This is a genomic window from Methylobacterium brachiatum (assembly GCF_900113845.1).
GTDB lineage: Bacteria > Pseudomonadota > Alphaproteobacteria > Rhizobiales > Beijerinckiaceae > Methylobacterium > Methylobacterium brachiatum.
Window position 1 is genome coordinate 68,460 of record NZ_FOQW01000003.1, and the last position, 17,554, is coordinate 86,013.

The following is a 17,554-nucleotide window of genomic DNA, read 5'->3' on the forward strand; positions in this document are numbered from 1 at the left end:
CCGGCCACGTGACGATTCCCGGCCCGCACCGCTCTCATCCGGCTCATGCCGCGACCCGATGCTCGGTCCGGGCCCGGGCATTCGGGTTCGGGTGCCGCCGCGAGAACAGCGAGATCAGCACCGGCACGACCACTAGGATCAGGTTGGGCGCCAGGATGATGCCCCCGACCACCACCAGGGCGAGGGGCTTCTGCACCTGCGAGCCGATGCCGGTGGAGATCGCCGCCGGCAGCAGGCCGACGCAGGCGGCGACGCAGGTCATCATCACCGGGCGCATGCGCACGACCGCGGCGTTCCACACCGCCTCCTTGCGCTGCCAGCCCTCGTCGAGGAGCTGGTTGTAGTAGGCCAGGAGGATCACGCCCTCCATGGTCGAGATGCCGAACAGCGCGATGAAGCCGATCGCCGCCGAGATCGAGAACGGCGTGCCGGTGAACGACAGGGCGAAGATGCCGCCGATCATCGCCATCGGGATCACCGACAGGGTGAGCAGCATGTCCGCCAGGGAGGAGAAGTTGATGAACAGCAGGAGCGCGATCAGCAGCAGGGTGACCGGCACGACCAGGCTGAGCCGGGTCGCGGCATCCTTGAGGTTGGTGAACTGGCCGACCCACTCCATCCGGTAGCCCGGGGGCAGGTCCACGGCCTCGGCGACCTTGCGCTGGGCCTCGATCACGGCGCTGCCGAGGTCGCGCCCGCGCACCGAGAACTTCACCGGGATGTAGCGTTCCTGGTCCTCGCGGTAGATGAACGAGGCGCCCGAGACGAGATCCACGTCGGCGATCTCGGAGAGCGGCACTTGGATCACGCCGCCATTGGGATTCTGGGCGCCCACCGCGATGTTGCGGATGCCGGCCAGCGACGAGCGGTATTCCTTGGCCAGCCGCACCCGCATGGAGAAGTGGCGGTCCGAGCCGTACTCGTAGAGGTCGCCGGCGGTCTGGCCGCCGATCGCCGCCTGGATCGTGGTGTTCACGTCGCCGATCGACAGGCCGTAGCGGGCCGCCTTGTGGCGGTCGACGTCGATCCGCACGGTCGGCTGGCCGAGCGATTCGAACACCGCCAGGTCGGTGATGCCGGGCACCGTGGCCAGCGCCGCCTTGGCCGCGTTGGCGGTCTTGGTGAGCTGGGCGAGGTCGCTGCCGTAGATCTTGACCGAGTTCTCGCCCTTCACGCCCGAGGCCGCCTCCTGGACGTTGTCCTCGATATATTGCGAGAAGTTAAACTCGATCCCGGGAAACTCCGCTTCCAGCTTCTTGCTGAGGTCGTGGATCAGCGTGTCCTTGTCGAGGCCCTTGCGCCACTCGTCGATCGGCTTGAGCGGGGCCAGGATCTCGACGTTGAAGAAGCCGGTGGCGTCGGTGCCGTCATTGGGCCGGCCCTGGTGCGAGATCACCGTGACGACCTCCGGGACCTCCTGGAAGATCTTGCGCAGGCGCTGGACATAGGCGTTGCCCGCCTCCAGCGAGATCGAGGACGGCATGGTGCCGCGCACGTAGAGGTTGCCCTCTTCGAGGCGGGGCAGGAATTCGAGGCCGAGGTTCCGGGCGGCCAGCCCCGAGGCGAGCAGCACCACGAGCATCACCGACAGCGCGAGCACCCGGTTCTTCAGGCCGAAGGCCAGGACGCGCTCGTGCCCGGCGCGCAGGACCCGCACGATCAGGGTGTCCCGCTCCTCGAGCTTCTTCGGCAGGATCAGCGCCGACAGGGCCGGCGAGACCGTGAAGGTCGCGAGCAGGCCGCCGACCAGCGCGTAGGCGTAGGTCTTGGCCATCGGCCCGAAGATGTGGCCCTCGACGCCGCTCATCGTGAACAGCGGCAGGAAGCCGACGATGATGATGATCGCCGAGAAGAAGATCGCCCGGTTCACCTCGACGCCCGCGATGGCGATGGTGCCGAGCCGGCCCTCGAGCCCCCCGGGGGCTTGCTGGCCCTCGGTATGCTCGGGCTCGGCGAGGTGGCGGAACACGTTCTCGACCATGATCACCGTGGCGTCGACGATCAGGCCGAAATCGATCGCGCCGAGCGACAGCAGGTTGGCCGAGTCGCCCCTCACCACCAGGATCAGGATCGCGAAGCCGAGGGCGAACGGGATCGTGGCCGCCACGATGATCGCGCTGGTGAGCGAGCCGAGGAACAGCCACTGCACGATGAACACCAGCACCACCCCGAAGACGAGGTTGTGCATCACCGTGTGGGTCGTGGTGTGGATCAGGCCCGACCGGTCGTAGATCCGCTCGATCTTCACGTCGGGCGGCAGGATCGTCGAGTTGTTGATCTTGTCGATCTCGGCCTCGACGCGCTGCAGCGTCGGCAGGCTCTGGCCGCCGCGGCTCATCAGCACGATGCCCTCGACCACGTCCGACTGGTCGTCGTGCCCGACGATGCCGAGCCGCGGGGCGTTCGACACGCGCACCTCGGCCACGTCGCGCACCAGCACCGGGGTGCCGTTGACGAGGCTGATCATCGTGTCCTTGATGTCGTCCAAGTCGCGGATCAGGCCGATGCCGCGCACCACCGCGGATTGCTGGCCGACATTCAGGGTCTGGCCGCCGACGTTGATCGAGGCGTTGTTGAGCGCCGTGGTCAGCTGGACCAGGGTCAGGCCCTGGGCCTGGAGGCGGTTCAGGTCGACCGCGACCTCGTATTCCTTGGCCTTGCCGCCGAAGGCGGTCACGTCGGTGACGCCCGGGATCGCCTTGAACCGGCGCTGCAGCACCCAGTCCTGCAGGGTCTTCATGTCCATGGGCGAGTAGCCCGCCGGGCCGACCAGCTTGTAGCGCATGATCTCGCCCACCGGGCTCGTCGGCGAGATCTGCGGGGTGGCGCCGTTGGGCAGGCTCGGCGCCTGCGACAGGCGGTTGAGCACGCGCTGCAGCGCCTGGTCGTACGTGTACTCGTAGTTGAACTGGACCTTCACGTCGGACAGGCCGAACAGCGAGATCGTGCGCACCACCTGGGCGTTGGGGATGCCGGCCAGCGCCACCTCCAGGGGGATGGTGATGTAGCGCTCGATCTCGTCGGCGGATTGCCCCGGGTTCTGGGTGATCACGTCGACCAGCGGCGGCACCGGGTCGGGATAGGCCTCGATGTTGAGCTGCGTGTAGGCGCCGTAGCCGATGCCGAGCATCACCACGAACAGCAGCACGACCAGCACGCGCTGGCGCAGCGAGAAGACGATCAGGCTGTTCATCGCCCGGGATTCCCGCTCAGGACGCCTTGTCGCCGGTGGCCGCCCGGTCGATGAACAGGGCCCCCCGGGTCACGATCTGCTCACCCGCGTGCAGGCCGTCGACGACCTGCGCGTTGTCGCCGTTGATCACGCCGAGCTTGATGTCGCGCGCTTCCACGGCGCCGTCCTGGCGGGCCACCCAGACATGGGTGCGGTCGCCCTCGTACACGATCGCGGCCAGCGGCACGCTCGGGCTGGGCTCACCCTTGCCGGTGATGATCGTGTAGGTGGCGAACATCTCCGGGCGCAGGACGCGGTCGGGATTGTCGACCTCGCTGCGCACGGCGAGGCGCCGCGTGGCCGGGTCGAGGCTCGCGGCCATGTAGTTCACCCGGGCCTTGAACACCCGCGCGCCGAAGCCCGCCACCTTCGCCTCGACCTCCTGGCCGATGCGGATCTTCGGGATCTCGCTCTCGCGCACGTTGGCCACGAGCCACACCGTGGACAGGTCGCCGATCACGAAGACCGGGTCGCTCGAGGCCGAGAGGAACTGCCCGGTGCCGACCTTGCGCTGGACGATCGTACCGGCGATCGGCGCCCGGATCTGCGTCTCCGGGCTCAGGCGGCCGTTCTTCTCGTAGGCGGCGATCTCGGCGTCGGACTTGCCCAGGAGCCGCAGGCGGTTCCGCACGGCGTCGAGGGCGGCCTCGGCGGTCTTGAGATCGCTCTGCGCGGCGATGACGTCATTCTGCGCCGACTGATAATCTTTCAGCGCCACCGCATGGGCCTGGAACAGCTCCTGCTGCCGCGCCGCGATGGTCTGGTCGAGCTTCAGCAGCGCCTGCTGCTTCTGGAGGTTGTTCAGGGCGGCCTGGTAGTCGTTCTGCGCCTGGACCATGTCGGTGGCCTCGAGCGTCAGCAGCACGTCGCCCGCCTTCACGTCGTCGCCCGCCCGGGCTAGGACCTTGGTCACCCGGCCCGCATAGGGCGAGACCACCGGCACGTTGTCGTCGTCGTTGAGCGCGATGCGGCCTTCCGCGGAGCCCTCCGGGCGGAACACCTGCGTCGCCACCGGCAGGATCTCGAAGGCGGCGCGCTGCTCCTTGGTCGGGCGGAACACCCGCTCGACCGCGCCGGCCTTCTCGGCCTCGATCCCCGCATCGGGGTTGCTCGATCCGAACAGCGCGGCGGCGATTCCCGAGGCGGACTCGCGGGCGCGGTCCGAGACCGCGAGCGCCAGGCAGCCCGCAGCCACGAGCAGCACCAGGACGATCAGGAGCAGCGGCGGGCGGCGCCTGTGCGTGGACGCGGCGAAAGCCTCGTCCTGTTCCAGCGGGTTGCGGGCGTCCATGTGGTTGGTCTTCTGGGTCCGGGCGAAGGACCGTGATGGCTGACGAGGGCATGCTTCGGCCCGGACCCCGGCCGTTTCATGGTGATCGGAGTCGCTTGTCGAGGCGTGCCGTCCGGGCGGAGGACCCAGACTGCACCACGTGCCTAGAGCAAAGCTTGGCTGATCCGCAATCGATCGGGGGGCCAGGTCGCGAAACCGTGTGGCTCCATCTTCCTTCGCCGGGATTTGTTACAATATGACAACGCTCGCGGGCCGCTCGCCCGACCCATCCCGCAGATCCGATCGAAGAATCCGCCATGACCGACATGAGTTCTGCTTCCGCCCCATCGGGTTCGACCGCCGGCAAGATTCCGGTGACCGTGCTCACCGGCTATCTCGGTGCCGGCAAGACCACGCTGCTCAACAGGATCCTCACGGAAAATCATGGCAAGCGCTACGCCGTGATCGTCAATGAGTTCGGCGAAATCGGTATCGACAACGATCTCGTCGTCGGCGCGGACGAAGAAGTGTTCGAGATGAACAACGGCTGCGTCTGCTGCACCGTGCGCGGCGACCTGATCCGGATCATGGACGGGCTGGTGAAGCGCCGGGGCAAGTTCGACGCGATCATCGTCGAGACCACGGGCCTGGCCGACCCGGCCCCCGTCGCCCAGACCTTCTTCGTCGACCAGGATGTCGGCGACGCCGCCCGCCTCGACGCCGTGGTGACGGTGGCCGACGCCAAGTGGCTGTCCGACCGCCTGAAGGATGCCCCCGAGGCCAAGAACCAGATCGCCTTCGCGGACGTGATCCTGCTCAACAAGAGCGACCTCGTCTCGCCCGAAGACCTCGACTGGGTCGAGGCCGAGATCCGCGGCATCAACCCGCTGGCCAAGCTCCACCGCACCCAGAACTGCGCGGTGCCCCTGGAGGCCGTCCTCGAGCGCAACGCCTTCGACCTCGACCGCATCCTGGACGTGGAGCCCGATTTCCTGGAGGAGGGCCACCATCACCATCACGATTCCGAGATTCAGTCGGTCTCGGCCCGGATCGACGGCGAGGTCGATCCGGAGAAGTTCATGCCCTGGATCTCGAACCTGACCCAGGTCCAGGGGCCCGACATCCTGCGCTGCAAGGGCATCGTCGCCTTCCCGAACGAGCCGAAGCGCTTCGTCTTCCAGGGCGTGCACATGATCCTCGACGGCGACGTCCAGGGGGATTGGCGCCCGGACGAGCCCCGGGTGTCCCGGGTAGTCTTCATCGGGCGCAACCTCGATCCGGTGGCGATCCGCGAGGGGTTCGAGAGCTGCCGCGTCTGAGCCCCTGAGGACGGGGCGCCGCGAAGCCCATTCTCAACCATTGGATGTCATGGATAGCGGTCATGCGGGCCAGCGTAACCGGCCCGCGGAGTCCGCGTATCCATGGCTCACACCGCAGCGCCCGGAATCCCGATCCCGTCGGGATTCGCCGCCGGGATCCCGCTCATCGGGGTCGTCCGGGGGCTGGCCAAGGCGCTGTTTGCAGCCTTCATCTTCTTCGCCTGCTTCGCATTCTCGGAAACCTCGCCCTACGACGCGGTGGCGATCCCGACGATCCTGCTGTGGCTCTGCCTCGGCGTGCGCCTGCACCGGGGGGTGGTGCCGCTGCTGGCGCTCCTGCTGCTCTACCTCGTGGCGATCGTCACCGCCCTGTTCCCGTACATGAACGAGGAATTTCCGGTCACCTGGACGATCCAGCTGATCTACCTCGTGGTCACGTGCGTGTTCTTTGCGATGTTCTTTTCGGACGACACGCATGCCCGGATGGAGCTGGCGCTCAAGGCCTACACGGTGAGCTGCGTGTTCTCGGCCGCGCTCGGCATCGTCGGCTACCTGCAATGGCTCGGGATCGAGGACCTGTTCTACAAGTACGACCGGGCCTCCGGCACCTTCCAGGACCCGAACGTGTTCGGCTCGTTCCTGACGCTCGGCGCCCTCTACCTGATGCACGGGCTGCTCACCGGCAGCGCACGGCGCCCGCTGGTGGCGCTGGCCGGCCTGCTGATCATCATGGCCGGGATCTTCCTGTCGTTCTCGCGCGGATCCTGGGGCGGCAGCGTCGTGGCCGTGCTGCTGATGGTCGGCTCCGTCTATGCCGGCAGCGGCTCGATCCGCCTGCGCCGCCGGATCGTGCTCCTGACGCTGGCCACCCTGGTGCTCGGCGCGATCGCGGTGATCGGGCTCCTCTCGGTCGAGCACGTGCACAAGATGTTCGAGACCCGGGCTTCCCTGGCCCAGGATTACGACCAGGGCGAGACCGGCCGCTTCGGCAACCAGATCCGCGGCCTGGCGATGCTGCTGGAGCGCCCGTTCGGCATGGGGCCGATGCATTGGCGGCTCGTCTTCGGGCTGGAGCCGCACAATTCCTATCTCGGCTCCTTCGCCAATGGCGGCTGGCTCGGCGGCGCGGTGTTCATCGGTCTCGTGCTGGCCACGAGCTTCGTCGGCTTCCGCCTGCTGGTGCGGCCCTCGCCGTTCCGGGCGCATGCCCAGATCGTCTGGCCGGCGCTGCTGATGTTCTTCCTGCAGGCGTTCCAGATCGACATCGAGAAGTGGCGCCACGTCTACATGATGCTCGGCATGGTCTGGGCGCTGGAGGCCGCCCGGCTGCGCATGCCCGGATCGGCGCCTTCGGGGGCGCGCGTCAGGGCAACGTGATCGCGCGCGACCCAGGGCCCGCTTGAAACGTGGCCGCACTCGCGGCATCGCTCCTGCGAGGACGCTGGCGAACGGCGGATCCGTTCCCGGAGACGGCAGTGAGAGTACATCCGGACGATGAGGCGGCGCGGCTTGCGACCCTGGATGCCCTCGGCATCGTCGGCACGTCCCCCGAGCCGCATTTCGACGCCGTGTGCCGCACCGCCCGCCGCCTGTTCGGTGTGCGCAGCGCCTTCGTGGGCTTCATCGACGACACCCAGCTCTGGCTGAAGACTCCCTGCATCGACGTCCCGACATCGAGCCCCCGGGAACTCGGCCTGTGCGACCACACGATCCGCAGCGATACCATGCTGGTCGTGCCCGACACCCGGCTCGATGCCCGCTTCCGGGACCTGCCCGGGGTCGCCGCGCCCGATGGGTTCCGGTTCTACGCCGGCATTCCCCTGAGCCTGACGCCGGGGATCCGGATCGGCACCTTCTGCCTGATCGACCCGGAGCCCCGGGACGGGCTCTCGGAATCCGACGCAGAAGCGTTTCGCGACCTCGCCGAGATCGTGATCGCCCATCTGCGCCTGACCGAGGCCAACGCGAAGCGCAGCCACGAGATCGCGCAGGCGGCGGTCCGCGAGGCCCTGATCCGGGAGCAGCATCGCGAGATCAACGCCCGGGCGGAGGCCCAGGCGGCGGCCAACCACCAGCTCACCATGGCCGAGCAGCTCGCCAGCGTCGGCAACTGGCGCGTGGACTTCGCCGATGGGCAACCGGTCTGGTCGGAGAGCCTCTACGCGATCGCCGGCCGCGATCCCGGCGGACCGGCGCCCCCGCAGGCCGCCTTCACGCAGATCTATCACCCGGATGACCGGGAGCGGCTCGAGGGGATCGTCGCGGATGCGGTGGCCCGCGGCGCCAGCTTCGATTTCGAGACGCGGCTGCTGCGGCCCGACGGCGAGGTTCGCGACGTGGTCGTGCGCGGCCTGTGCCGCGGCGAGGGCGCGGTGACCGGCCTCATCGGGGTGCTCATCGACGTGACCGAGCGGCGCCGCGCCGAGGACGAGGTCCGCCGCAGCGAGCTGCGCTATCGCGGCCTCGCCGAGACCCTGCCGCTCCTGATCTGGACCATGCGGGTCGGCGACGGGCAGGCGACCTACGCCAACGCGCAGTTCCACGCCTATTACGGGCCGATCGGGCCGGACCGGGCTGAGCGCCTCGCCCGCAACCACCCGGAGGATGCCGCCGCCATGGAGGCGGCCTGGCAGGAGGCGATCGAGACCGGGATCGGCTATAGCGGCCAGTGGCGGATCCGGCGGCATGACGGTGCCTATCGGTGGCACAAGATCTCGCTGATCCCGATCTATCTCGACCCCGAAGACGGCGCCGTGGTGGAGTGGCTCGGCACCGCCCTCGACGTCGACGACATCGTCACGGCCCGGCTCGCCGTCGAGGAGGCGCGCGGGCTCCTGGGCATCGCCCTGGACGCGGCCGATGCCGGCACCTGGGACTGGGACATGCGCACGGGGTTCGCCACCCTGAGCCTCGAGAGCGCGCGGATGCACGGGCTGCCCGATACCGGCCGGTCGCACACCATGTCGGCGGCGGCCTGGACGGCGCTCCTGCATCCCGAGGATGCCGGCGACGTCTGGAACGAGATCCGGCGGGCGGTGGAAACCTCGTGCCCCTTCGTCGCCGAGTTCCGGGTGGGCGAGCGCTGGATCTACGCGCGCGGGCGCACGCAGTTCGGCCCCGAGGGCCAGCCGCAGCGCATGGTCGGCCTCCATCTCGACATCACCGAGCGCAAGGCCGCGGAGGCCGCCCTGCGGGAGGCCACCCGCGACGCCGAAGCCGCCCGGGCCGAAGCGGAGCGGGCGAGCGCGGCCAAGAGCGAGTTCCTGGCCGCGATGAGCCACGAGATCCGCACGCCGCTCAACGGCATCCTGGGCTACGCCGACCTGCTGCTCGATGAGAGCGCGATCCAGGACGAGGACCGGCGGCGCCTGGAGCTGATCCACAGCTCGGGGGCGGCGCTCCTCACCGTGGTCAACGACATCCTCGACTTCTCCAAGATCGAGGCCGGCGAGCTGACCCTCGACCCGGTCAGCTTCCCGCTGGTCCAGATCGTGGACGACACGGTGTCGATCGTGCGTGGCAGCGCGCTCCGGAGCGGGTTGCGCATCGAGGCACAGATCGACCCGGCGCTCCCGGGCGTCGTCGTCGGCGATCCGGGCCGCCTGCGGCAGGTCCTGCTCAACCTGCTCAACAACGCCGTGAAGTTCACCCCCGAAGGCTCGGTCACCCTCACGGTGCGGCGGGAGGGCGAGGGCCTCGCGCCCGATGGCGGCCCGGGCGACGTCGTCCGCTTCACCGTGACCGATACCGGCATCGGCATCGCGCCGGCCCAGCAGGAGCGCCTGTTCAAGCGCTTCAGCCAGGTCGACGGCTCGATCAGCCGGCGCTTCGGCGGCACCGGTCTCGGTCTCGCCATTTCCCGGCACCTCGTGACGCTCATGGGCGGCGAGATCGGCATGGAGAGCCGGGAAGGCGAGGGCTCGACCTTCTGGTTCCGCCTGATCCTGCCGCGAAGCGCCGAGGCGGCGGTTACGCTCCGTCTCGCCGGGACGGCGGCCGCATCCGCGCCGCCGGCCAAGACGTCCCGGGCGCTTCCGGCCCGGGCACCGCTGCGTCTGCTCCTCGTCGAGGACGTGCCGCTCAACCAGGAACTCGCCTGCGCCGTGCTCGAATCCCAGGGCTACAGCGTGGAGGTGGCCGGCGACGGCGGCGCCGCGATCACGGCCGTGGCCCTGTCGGTGGCCGAGGGGCGGCCCTACGACCTCGTGCTGATGGACGTGCAGATGCCCGGTGTCGACGGGCTCACCGCCACGCGACGCATCCGCGCCCTGGCGCCGCCGGCCTGCGACGTCCCGATCGTGGCGATGACCGCCAACGTCCTGCCGGCACAGGTCGCGGAGCTGCGCGGGGCCGGGATGGATGACCATGTCGGCAAGCCGTTCCGTCGGGCCGACCTGTTCGCCACGATCAGCCGCTGGACCGCTCCCGGGGCCCGCCGACCGGCACGCCAGGAGGCGACACGGCGCCGGGTGCCGGTCGATCCCGCGGTGCTCGACGCCGGTGTGCTCAGCGACATGGAGATGAGCTTCGGTACGGACCAGGTCGGCGCGCTGCTGGATCTCCTGGCCAACGAGCTGTCCGAGCGGTTCCGGCCGAGCGAGACCGACCGCCTTCAGATCGCTCACGACGCCCACGCCATGGTGGCGGCGGCCGGGCTGCTGGGCTTCGTCGGCCTGTCGAGCCTGTGCCGCGAGGTCGAGGCCGCCGCCCATGCGGGCGCCGACCTCATGCCGCTGATCCGGCGCCTGGAGGTGCAGCGGGCCACGGCCCTCCGGGCCATCCGCCAGCTGCGGGCGGCCTGAGCCGGCCCTACGGCTCCTCCGCTTCCGGCAGCGGATCACCGGTCCAGGTCGTCGCGAAGGCGGCGAGCTGGCGGGCATCCGCGAAGGCCGCGACGGTCACGTCCCGCTCGGCCGGCATCGCTCCCGGATAGGGGGCGAGCAGGATCCGCACCCGGGCGAGGCGGCCGCCGGGGGCGTTCGCATCGATCCAGGCCTGCGCGTCGGGGGTCAGCCGCTCCGGACCGTCGAGGGCCCGGGCGTCGGCGCGCAGCACGACCACGTAGGTGCCGAGGCTCGGATCGGCCTGCTGCACCGCCTTGACGATGTCGATCACGGGCTCTCCGCGAAGTCGTTGAGCTGCACCTGGGCCTGGGCCGTGGTGAAATTCGGGATATCGGCGAAGATCTCCTCGCCATGGGCGGCAACGGCCTTCTTGAAGGCGTCGGCCGATTCGAAGGTCAGCAGCGCCATCACCTGGAACGGGGCTGCGCCGCCGTCCGGGGTTCCGGCACCCTTGACCACCTTTGCGTCGTGGAGGCCCAGGGCCGACCAGCGCTCGCGCACCAGCGGCATGTGGTGGCCGAGATAGTAGCCCATGTCGAAATTCGGGCCGGCCGGATACATCACGCTGACCAGGATCATGCGGTCATCCTCCCTGTTGCGGCCCCCGTATCGCCGGGGTGCCGGTAAAACCATAGGGCGCCATCCCGAAAGGCAATCGCCGGCTCTCGGAAAGCGATGATGCCCGCTCCAACGCTCAGACCATCGTCCCGGATATCGGATCCGGGACGGTGCTTCAGTGCAGCTTCACCCGCGATTCGGTGCGGCGGGTGAGCGCCCGGGCCATGGCGTCGAGCGCCGTCTTGACGGTGCCGTGGAGCGCGCGCTCGTGCATCTTGTAGAGCGAGCGGTACATCATCCGGGCGAACAACCCGGCGATGAGCATGTTCTTGCCCCGGACGAAGCCCATCAGGCTGCCCACCGTCGAGTACTCGCCGAGCGACACGAGCGAGCCGAAATCCTTGTACTTGAACGGCTTCAAGGGCTTGCCGTCGATCTTAGCCTGGATCTGGCCGATCAGGTGGCTGGCCTGCTGGTGGGCGGCCTGGGCCCGGGGCGGCACGGGCCGGTCCGAGCCGGCCTCGACCAGATAGGCGCAGTCGCCCATCGCGAAGATATCGGGATCGCGGGTGGTCTGCAGGGTTGGGGCGACCACCAGCTGGTTGGTCCGCGTGGTCTCCAGGCCGCCGATGCCCTGCAGGAAGGGCGGCGCCTTCACGCCGGCCGCCCAGACCACCAGCTCCGACGGGATGAAGGTGCCGTCGGCGAGCTGCACGCCGTCGGCGCGCACCTCGGTCACCCGCGCCTTCACGCGAACGTCGACCCCGATCTTGTTCAGGAGCTGCATCACCTCCACCGAGAGGCGCTGCGGCACCGCCGGCAGGATCCGGTCGGCCGCCTCGACGAGGGTGATGCGGATGTCCTTGCTCGGGTCGATCCGGTCCAGCCCGGTGGCGACCACGTGGCGGAAGGTCCGGTGCAGCTCGGCGGCGAGTTCCGTGCCGGTGGCGCCGGCGCCGATCACCGTGACGTGGAGCTGGCCGGGACGGACCGGCCCATCCTGCGTGTGGGCCCGCAGGGACGCGTTGACCAGGCGCTGGTGGAACCGCACCGCCTGGTCCTGGGTGTCGAGCGCGATGGCGTGCTCGGCGACGCCGGGCGTCCCGAAATCGTTGGTGGTCGAGCCCACCGCCATCACGAGGGTGTCGTAGGGGACCGAGCGCTCCGGCGTGACCTCGCGCCCCTCGGGGTCGTGGCTCGCGGCGAGCCGGATCGTGCGGGCCTCGCGGTCGAGGCCGGTCATGCTGCCGATGCGGTAGCGGAACCCGTGCATGTGGGCGTGGTGCAGGTAATCGACGGCGTGATGGCCGATATCGAGGCTGCCCGCCGCCACCTCGTGCAGCAGCGGCTTCCAGATATGCGTCCGGGCGCGGTCGACCAGGGTGATATGCGCGCGCTTGCCGCGCCCGAGCTTGTCGCCGAGCTTCGTCACCAACTGGAGCCCCGCGGCACCACCGCCGACCACGACGACGCGATGCAGGCCGGACTCGTTCTCGACGGGTACCATCGACACCCTTTCTCCCCCACGGGCCTGGATTGACGCCCCGGCCGGATTAAACGCCTCGGACGCCCGATTGCCACATCTGCCTGCCAAGAGCACGCCCGATCGAGCAAGAGCACGTCCGATCGGGCAGGCCCGATCCGCGCAGGCGCGGGATCCGGGCCCGCGCCTCAGGCCGCGGGGGCGCCGGGCTGGCGCAGGGGATGCGCCTCGGCGACCTCCGGCAGGGCGAGGCAGGCCTCGGCGATCCGGGCGACCGTCGGGTAGGCCGCCGTTTCGACCCCGAAGATGCCGGTCCCGACCCAGAGGCTGACGAGGCAGAGGTCGGCGTGGCTCACCGCGTCGCCCTGGCAGAAGCGGCCGGTCCCCGGCTCGGTGGCGAGCCGGGTCTCGAGGGTCTTCAGGCCGGTCTCGAAGGCGTTGCGGAGGAAGGCCAGCATCCGGTCCCGGGGCAGCCCGTATTCCTCCATCAGGAAGGTGCGCACCCGCGGCACGTAGAGGGGATGCGTGTCGCAGGCGACGACCTGCGCGAGCGAGCGTGCCCGGGCGCGGGCTCGCGGCTCCTCGGGCAGCAGGCGCACGCCGCCCTGCGTCTCCTCCAGATAGTCAAGGATCGCCAGGGATTGGGTCAGCGGCGGACCGTCGCCGTCGTACAGCGCCGGCACCGCGCCCTGTGGGTTGATCTGGCGGAATTCCGGCTTGTGCTGGTCGCCGGCATCGAGGTCGATGAAGGTCTCCTCGTAGGCGATGCCCTTCAGTTTCAGAGCGATCCGGACCCGGAAGGCCGCGGCCGAGCGCCAATTGCCGTACATGTGCATGGGAGGAGTTCCGGACTGCGGTGTCTTCGGCACCGATAGGCACGAAGACACCGCAGTTCGGCGCCCGCGGCAAGTCGAGGCGTCTGCAGATTTTCGCCTCGGTCCACGGGCCGGGAACCGCACGGGTGGACGTCATGTCCCGGGGGGCGTCACCCGGCGCTACGAGTTGCGCGTCTGCTGTCCGGCGGAGACCGATGCGGCTGCGGCCGACAACCGTCCGGCCTTCCGCTTGCGTTTCCGGCGAAGATCGCGCGGCTGCAGCGCTTCGAACGAAATCTTCGACGTGTCCTTGGAAGCCGCGTCGGTGGATGCCGCCGACGCGTGCCCGGCCTCGTCGTGGCGCGGCATATCGGGCCGCAGGATGTCGCGGCCGGCGACACACCATCGCGCGGCGGCGGCGGCATGGATCTGGGCCGTGTGCAGAACGGGAACCGGGTCGGGCTTGTTGAAGGCCAGGGCGATTTCCGGCGAGGCGACAATGATCCCGTCAACGCCCTGCGCCTCGAACTGGGACATAATCTGGTGGTAGGTATCGACTTCGAGCACTGTGCTCTCGCCGTTGTAGATGCGATTGCAGACTGAATAGTCGATATTGACCCAAAGGTTCTGGCTCGGAAGCACCACATCCAGATTGCAGGATCCCTGTCTGAGATCCCGGCAATACGGCCCGCTCATGGTCGCCGAGGTACCGACGAGGCCGACTTTTCTCAAGGACAGGCGCTGGATCTCATCGGCCAGCGCGTCATGAACCGGGATCACGGGCACGCCGAAATGGATCGGTTCCTCCGCAAGCGCGCATTGAAGCGTGTCGCTGGCGATCATCAGGGCATCGGCGCCTTCAAGAAGCAGGTTCGCGGCGGCCTCCTTGATCTGGTCGACGATCAACGGCCAGCCATCTTTCGAGAGCAGATGAATGATCGTGTCCGGGTCGAGGCTCCAGGTCACGAGGTCCGCAGCGGCACGGTTATTGGTTAGACTCAAGACGTGACGGTTGATCATCTGGTGGCATTCGATCGTCGAACGCCGGCTCAGGCCGCCGAGGACCCCCAATCGTCTTGATGTCGTGGTCATCTCGCGCCCTCCTGCTTGGCGTCGTGGATGTTCGTTCGGCCGAGATGAAACATTCGGGCCCGGGAACCTGTGCGAGCATCGGCCGTTCCGTGTCGGTCCGGTGACGAAACCTGCGAATTCCTGAGCGCGTATCAGGCGCGAATAGAGCAAAGACCCGTGTCTGGAACGGCATCGTTCCAGGCTCGATATGTTCGAGCGGCGAGGCGAAGGTCAGAACACGATTCGCGCGCGAAACTCCATGAGGGGTGTCGTTGGTTCGGGGCCGGAATACGATCTCGATTCGTCGTCGGCACGCGGAAGACTGACCTCTGTCAGTCTCCACCGGGCGGTGACTCGTCCGGACGCCGCGGCCTCCGGAGAATTATCGGAATCGCAGAAAAAATCAAAAACTTTATGTTTTTCTGTATCTAGTCTTGGTCATTTGGTGCAACGACTTGATATCGCGGCATAACACCCTCCTTGAACGGAGCGTGTCCGACGGATTCAGTTTCTGATGATGCGCCCTGAGATGAGTGACGTTATATTGGTGGAACTATGGTTCAACTTTTTCACAAGCGCCACGATTTTGTGATCGAGCTTTCCAAATGGAAAGCAGGCAAATAGTTTCTTTCGAAAAATATCTTTGGGTGACACTCTCGCGTTGTTCCGGAGCGCTGACCGGCTGACCCGGGTTCATAGGCGCGATGCCGGCGCAGACGACAGCGGGCGAACGGGCACGCAACGGTTCGGCGCACCCGACGGAGGCCTCGCGGGATCGGCCCCGGGAGAGGCGCCCAGATCCCCATTGCCGATGCGGCAGCCCGCAGTCGAGGGGGCGACAAGCGCGGGGCGGGGGCCCATATCCCGGCTCGAGTCCGGAGAACCCACGATGGCCGATCAGCCCGATACACGCCGCTTCATCCCGCTGGGAATCGCGGTGCTCACCGTCTCGGACACCCGTCGCATGGCGGATGACCGCTCGGGCGATACCCTGAGCCAGCGCCTCACCGACGCAGGTCATCGGCTCGCGGACCGGGCCATCGTGCCGGACGAGATCCCGGCAATCCGCGCGCAGGTCGAGGCATGGCTGCGCGATCCGGCGGTCGACGTGGTGATCACCACGGGCGGCACCGGATTCACCGGCCGCGACGTGACTCCCGAGGCGCTGGAGCCGCTGTTCGAGAAGCGGATGGACGGCTTCTCGGCGGTGTTCCACCGGATCTCGTACGACAAGATCGGCACCTCGACCCTGCAATCCCGGGCCACGGCCGGGGTCGCGCAGGCGACGTACGTGTTCGTGCTGCCGGGCTCGCCGGGGGCGTGCCGGGACGCCTGGGACGGCATCCTCGCACAGCAACTCGATTACCGACACCGCCCCTGCAACTTCGTCGAGATCATGCCGCGGCTCGACGAGCACCTGCGGCGCGGCGCCAGCATCACGGCGTGACGGCGTTGCCCTCCTTGCGGCGCAGCACCGAGTGCCTGTGTCCGTAGAAGAAGTAGATGACCAGCCCGATCGCCATCCAGATCACCAGGCGCAGCCAGGTGTCGAGGGGCAGTCCGACCATCAGCAGCAGGCAGAACAGAATGCCGAGGATGGGCACCACCGGTACGGCCGGGGCCCGGAACGGCCGCTTCATGTGCCGGTCGGTCCGGCGCAGGTAGATCACCGAGCCGCAGACCAGGATGAAGGCGGCCAGGGTGCCGATGCTGACCATCTCGCCGAGGATGTGGATCGGCACCAGCGCCGCCACGAGAGCGACCGCGGCGCCGATCAGCGCCTGGCTGCGATAGGGCGTCTGGTAGGTCGGGTGGACATGGGCGAACAGCTTCGGCAGCAGCCCGTCATTGGCCATGGTGAAGAAGATCCGGCTCTGGCCGTAGAGCAGGACCAGGATCACCGTGGTCAGGCCGGTGAGCGCGCCCAGCTTGATCAGCAACGCGAACCAGCCGATGCCGATGGCATCGACCCCCTTAGCGATCGGGTCGGGAACGTTCAACTCCTTGTACGGCACCAGCCCGGTCAGGACGGCGGCCACGAGCACGTACAGGATGGTGCACACGGCGAGCGAGCCGAGGATGCCGATCGGCATGTCCTTCTGCGGTTTGCGCGCCTCCTGGGCGGCGGTGGAGACCGCGTCGAAGCCGATGAAGGCGAAGAACACCACGCCGGCGCCGCGCAGGATGCCGCTATAGCCGTACTGCCCGAAGGTGCCCTCGTTCGGCGGGATCAGCGGGCTCCAATGCGCCGTGTCGACATGGCCCCAGCCCAGCGCGATGAACGCGACCACCACGGTGAGCTTGACCGCCACCATGATGTTGTTGAACCGCGCCGATTCCTTGGTGCCGCGCATCAGCAGGATCGTGATCAGCGCCACGATCACCACGGCCGGCAGGTTGAACAGGGCGGTACCGCCGCCGTCGATCGCCGTCCCCGGCGCGTGCGCGAACCGGGCCGGGATCACGATGCCGACATCCTTCAGCAGGCTCGTGACGTAGCCCGACCAGCCCACCGCCACCGTGGCGGCGCCCATGGCGTATTCGAGGATCAGGTCCCAGCCGATCAGCCAGGCGAAGAACTCGCCCAGCGTCGCGTAGGTATAGGTGTAGCTCGATCCGGCCACCGGGATCAGCGCCGCCATCTCGGAATAGCAGAGGCCGACGAACGCGCAGGCGATGCCGCCGAGCACGAAGGACAGCATGATCCCGGGCCCGGCATACTGCGCCGCCGCGGTGCCGGTGAGCACGAAGATGCCGGCGCCGATGATCGCCCCGATCCCCATCGCGGTGATCGAGAGCGCCCCGAGCGTCTTCGAGAGCTGCTGTTCGCCCTCGCCGCTCTCCAGGATGTCGTCGACGGACTTCCGCCCCATCAGGCCTGAGGAGTCCATCGGCGCATCCTTCCCTGCGGCGCAACGGGTGCGGCGCTCGCCTATAAGCGCCAGTTCAGCAAGTTTTCTGC

At 68.4% G+C, this 17,554-nt stretch carries 12 protein-coding genes; 4 read left to right on the forward strand and 8 right to left on the reverse strand.

The window, feature by feature from the left end; translation table 11 throughout:
- Positions 1-43 precede the first annotated feature (43 nt).
- Both BMZ47_RS02530 and BMZ47_RS02535 read right to left on the reverse strand, forming a co-directional pair.
- Positions 44-3,193 carry an efflux RND transporter permease subunit gene (locus BMZ47_RS02530; RefSeq protein ID WP_091858253.1) on the reverse strand — a complete coding sequence of 1,050 codons (3,150 nt, stop codon included), beginning with the start codon at positions 3,191-3,193 and terminating at the stop codon, positions 44-46.
- A 16-nt stretch (positions 3,194-3,209) separates the two neighbouring features.
- Entirely contained in the window at positions 3,210-4,523 is a 1,314-nt protein-coding gene (locus BMZ47_RS02535; protein WP_091858256.1) for an efflux RND transporter periplasmic adaptor subunit, read from the reverse strand.
- A 296-nt stretch (positions 4,524-4,819) separates the two neighbouring features.
- Between BMZ47_RS02535 and BMZ47_RS02540 the strand changes: the two genes are divergently transcribed.
- From BMZ47_RS02540 to BMZ47_RS02550, 3 genes are all read left to right on the forward strand, one after another.
- Positions 4,820-5,821: a CobW family GTP-binding protein gene (locus tag BMZ47_RS02540; RefSeq protein ID WP_091858259.1), complete on the forward strand. Its 1,002-nt coding sequence runs from the start codon at positions 4,820-4,822 to the stop codon at positions 5,819-5,821.
- A 102-nt stretch (positions 5,822-5,923) separates the two neighbouring features.
- The gene (locus BMZ47_RS02545) at positions 5,924-7,198 is read left to right on the forward strand and encodes an O-antigen ligase family protein (RefSeq protein WP_091858262.1); all 1,275 of its coding nucleotides are present in this window, start codon (positions 5,924-5,926) and stop codon (positions 7,196-7,198) included.
- Between the two features lie 98 nt (positions 7,199-7,296).
- On the forward strand, positions 7,297-10,623 hold the full coding sequence (locus tag BMZ47_RS02550) for a GAF domain-containing hybrid sensor histidine kinase/response regulator (protein ID WP_091858265.1): 3,327 nt from the start codon (positions 7,297-7,299) through the stop codon (positions 10,621-10,623).
- A gap of 7 nt (positions 10,624-10,630) precedes the next feature.
- On the opposite strand, the gene BMZ47_RS02555 is transcribed toward BMZ47_RS02550, so the two are convergent.
- The 5 genes from BMZ47_RS02555 to BMZ47_RS02575 all read right to left on the reverse strand — a co-directional run bounded on the left by BMZ47_RS02555 (position 10,631) and on the right by BMZ47_RS02575 (position 14,613).
- Complete coding sequence (locus BMZ47_RS02555) at positions 10,631-10,936, reverse strand: hypothetical protein (RefSeq protein WP_091858268.1); 306 nt, start codon at positions 10,934-10,936, stop codon at positions 10,631-10,633.
- Entirely contained in the window at positions 10,933-11,244 is a 312-nt protein-coding gene (locus tag BMZ47_RS02560; RefSeq protein ID WP_007559606.1) for an EthD family reductase, read from the reverse strand. The genes BMZ47_RS02555 and BMZ47_RS02560 overlap by 4 nt, the downstream gene beginning before the upstream one ends.
- 154 nt (positions 11,245-11,398) lie before the next feature.
- Positions 11,399-12,730 (reverse strand): NAD(P)/FAD-dependent oxidoreductase, encoded by a 1,332-nt coding sequence (locus BMZ47_RS02565; protein ID WP_050734419.1) that lies wholly within the window; start codon positions 12,728-12,730, stop codon positions 11,399-11,401.
- A 164-nt stretch (positions 12,731-12,894) separates the two neighbouring features.
- The gene (gene maiA, locus BMZ47_RS02570) at positions 12,895-13,542 is read right to left on the reverse strand and encodes a maleylacetoacetate isomerase (protein WP_091858271.1); all 648 of its coding nucleotides are present in this window, start codon (positions 13,540-13,542) and stop codon (positions 12,895-12,897) included.
- A 159-nt stretch (positions 13,543-13,701) separates the two neighbouring features.
- On the reverse strand, positions 13,702-14,613 hold the full coding sequence (locus tag BMZ47_RS02575; RefSeq protein WP_091858274.1) for an aspartate/glutamate racemase family protein: 912 nt from the start codon (positions 14,611-14,613) through the stop codon (positions 13,702-13,704).
- An 868-nt stretch (positions 14,614-15,481) separates the two neighbouring features.
- Between BMZ47_RS02575 and moaB the strand changes: the two genes are divergently transcribed.
- Positions 15,482-16,039 carry a molybdenum cofactor biosynthesis protein B gene (gene moaB, locus BMZ47_RS02580; protein ID WP_091858276.1) on the forward strand — a complete coding sequence of 186 codons (558 nt, stop codon included), beginning with the start codon at positions 15,482-15,484 and terminating at the stop codon, positions 16,037-16,039.
- Here moaB and BMZ47_RS02585 read toward each other — a convergent pair.
- Entirely contained in the window at positions 16,029-17,483 is a 1,455-nt protein-coding gene (locus BMZ47_RS02585; RefSeq protein ID WP_091858279.1) for an amino acid permease, read from the reverse strand. The two genes, moaB and BMZ47_RS02585, sit on opposite strands and share 11 nt — an antisense overlap.
- Positions 17,484-17,554 lie beyond the last annotated feature (71 nt).

Coding starts and splice junctions, on each gene's coding strand:
- BMZ47_RS02530 (WP_091858253.1), bottom strand. CDS start 3,193: ATGAACAGCCTGATCGTCTTCTCGCTGCGCCAGCGCGTGCTGGTCGTG.
- BMZ47_RS02535 (WP_091858256.1), bottom strand. CDS start 4,523: ATGGACGCCCGCAACCCGCTGGAACAGGACGAGGCTTTCGCCGCGTCC.
- BMZ47_RS02565 (WP_050734419.1), bottom strand. CDS start 12,730: ATGGTACCCGTCGAGAACGAGTCCGGCCTGCATCGCGTCGTCGTGGTC.
- BMZ47_RS02560 (WP_007559606.1), bottom strand. CDS start 11,244: ATGATCCTGGTCAGCGTGATGTATCCGGCCGGCCCGAATTTCGACATG.
- moaB (WP_091858276.1), top strand. CDS start 15,482: ATGGCCGATCAGCCCGATACACGCCGCTTCATCCCGCTGGGAATCGCG.
- maiA (WP_091858271.1), bottom strand. CDS start 13,542: ATGCACATGTACGGCAATTGGCGCTCGGCCGCGGCCTTCCGGGTCCGG.
- BMZ47_RS02540 (WP_091858259.1), top strand. CDS start 4,820: ATGACCGACATGAGTTCTGCTTCCGCCCCATCGGGTTCGACCGCCGGC.
- BMZ47_RS02585 (WP_091858279.1), bottom strand. CDS start 17,483: ATGGACTCCTCAGGCCTGATGGGGCGGAAGTCCGTCGACGACATCCTG.
- BMZ47_RS02575 (WP_091858274.1), bottom strand. CDS start 14,613: ATGACCACGACATCAAGACGATTGGGGGTCCTCGGCGGCCTGAGCCGG.
- BMZ47_RS02545 (WP_091858262.1), top strand. CDS start 5,924: ATGGCTCACACCGCAGCGCCCGGAATCCCGATCCCGTCGGGATTCGCC.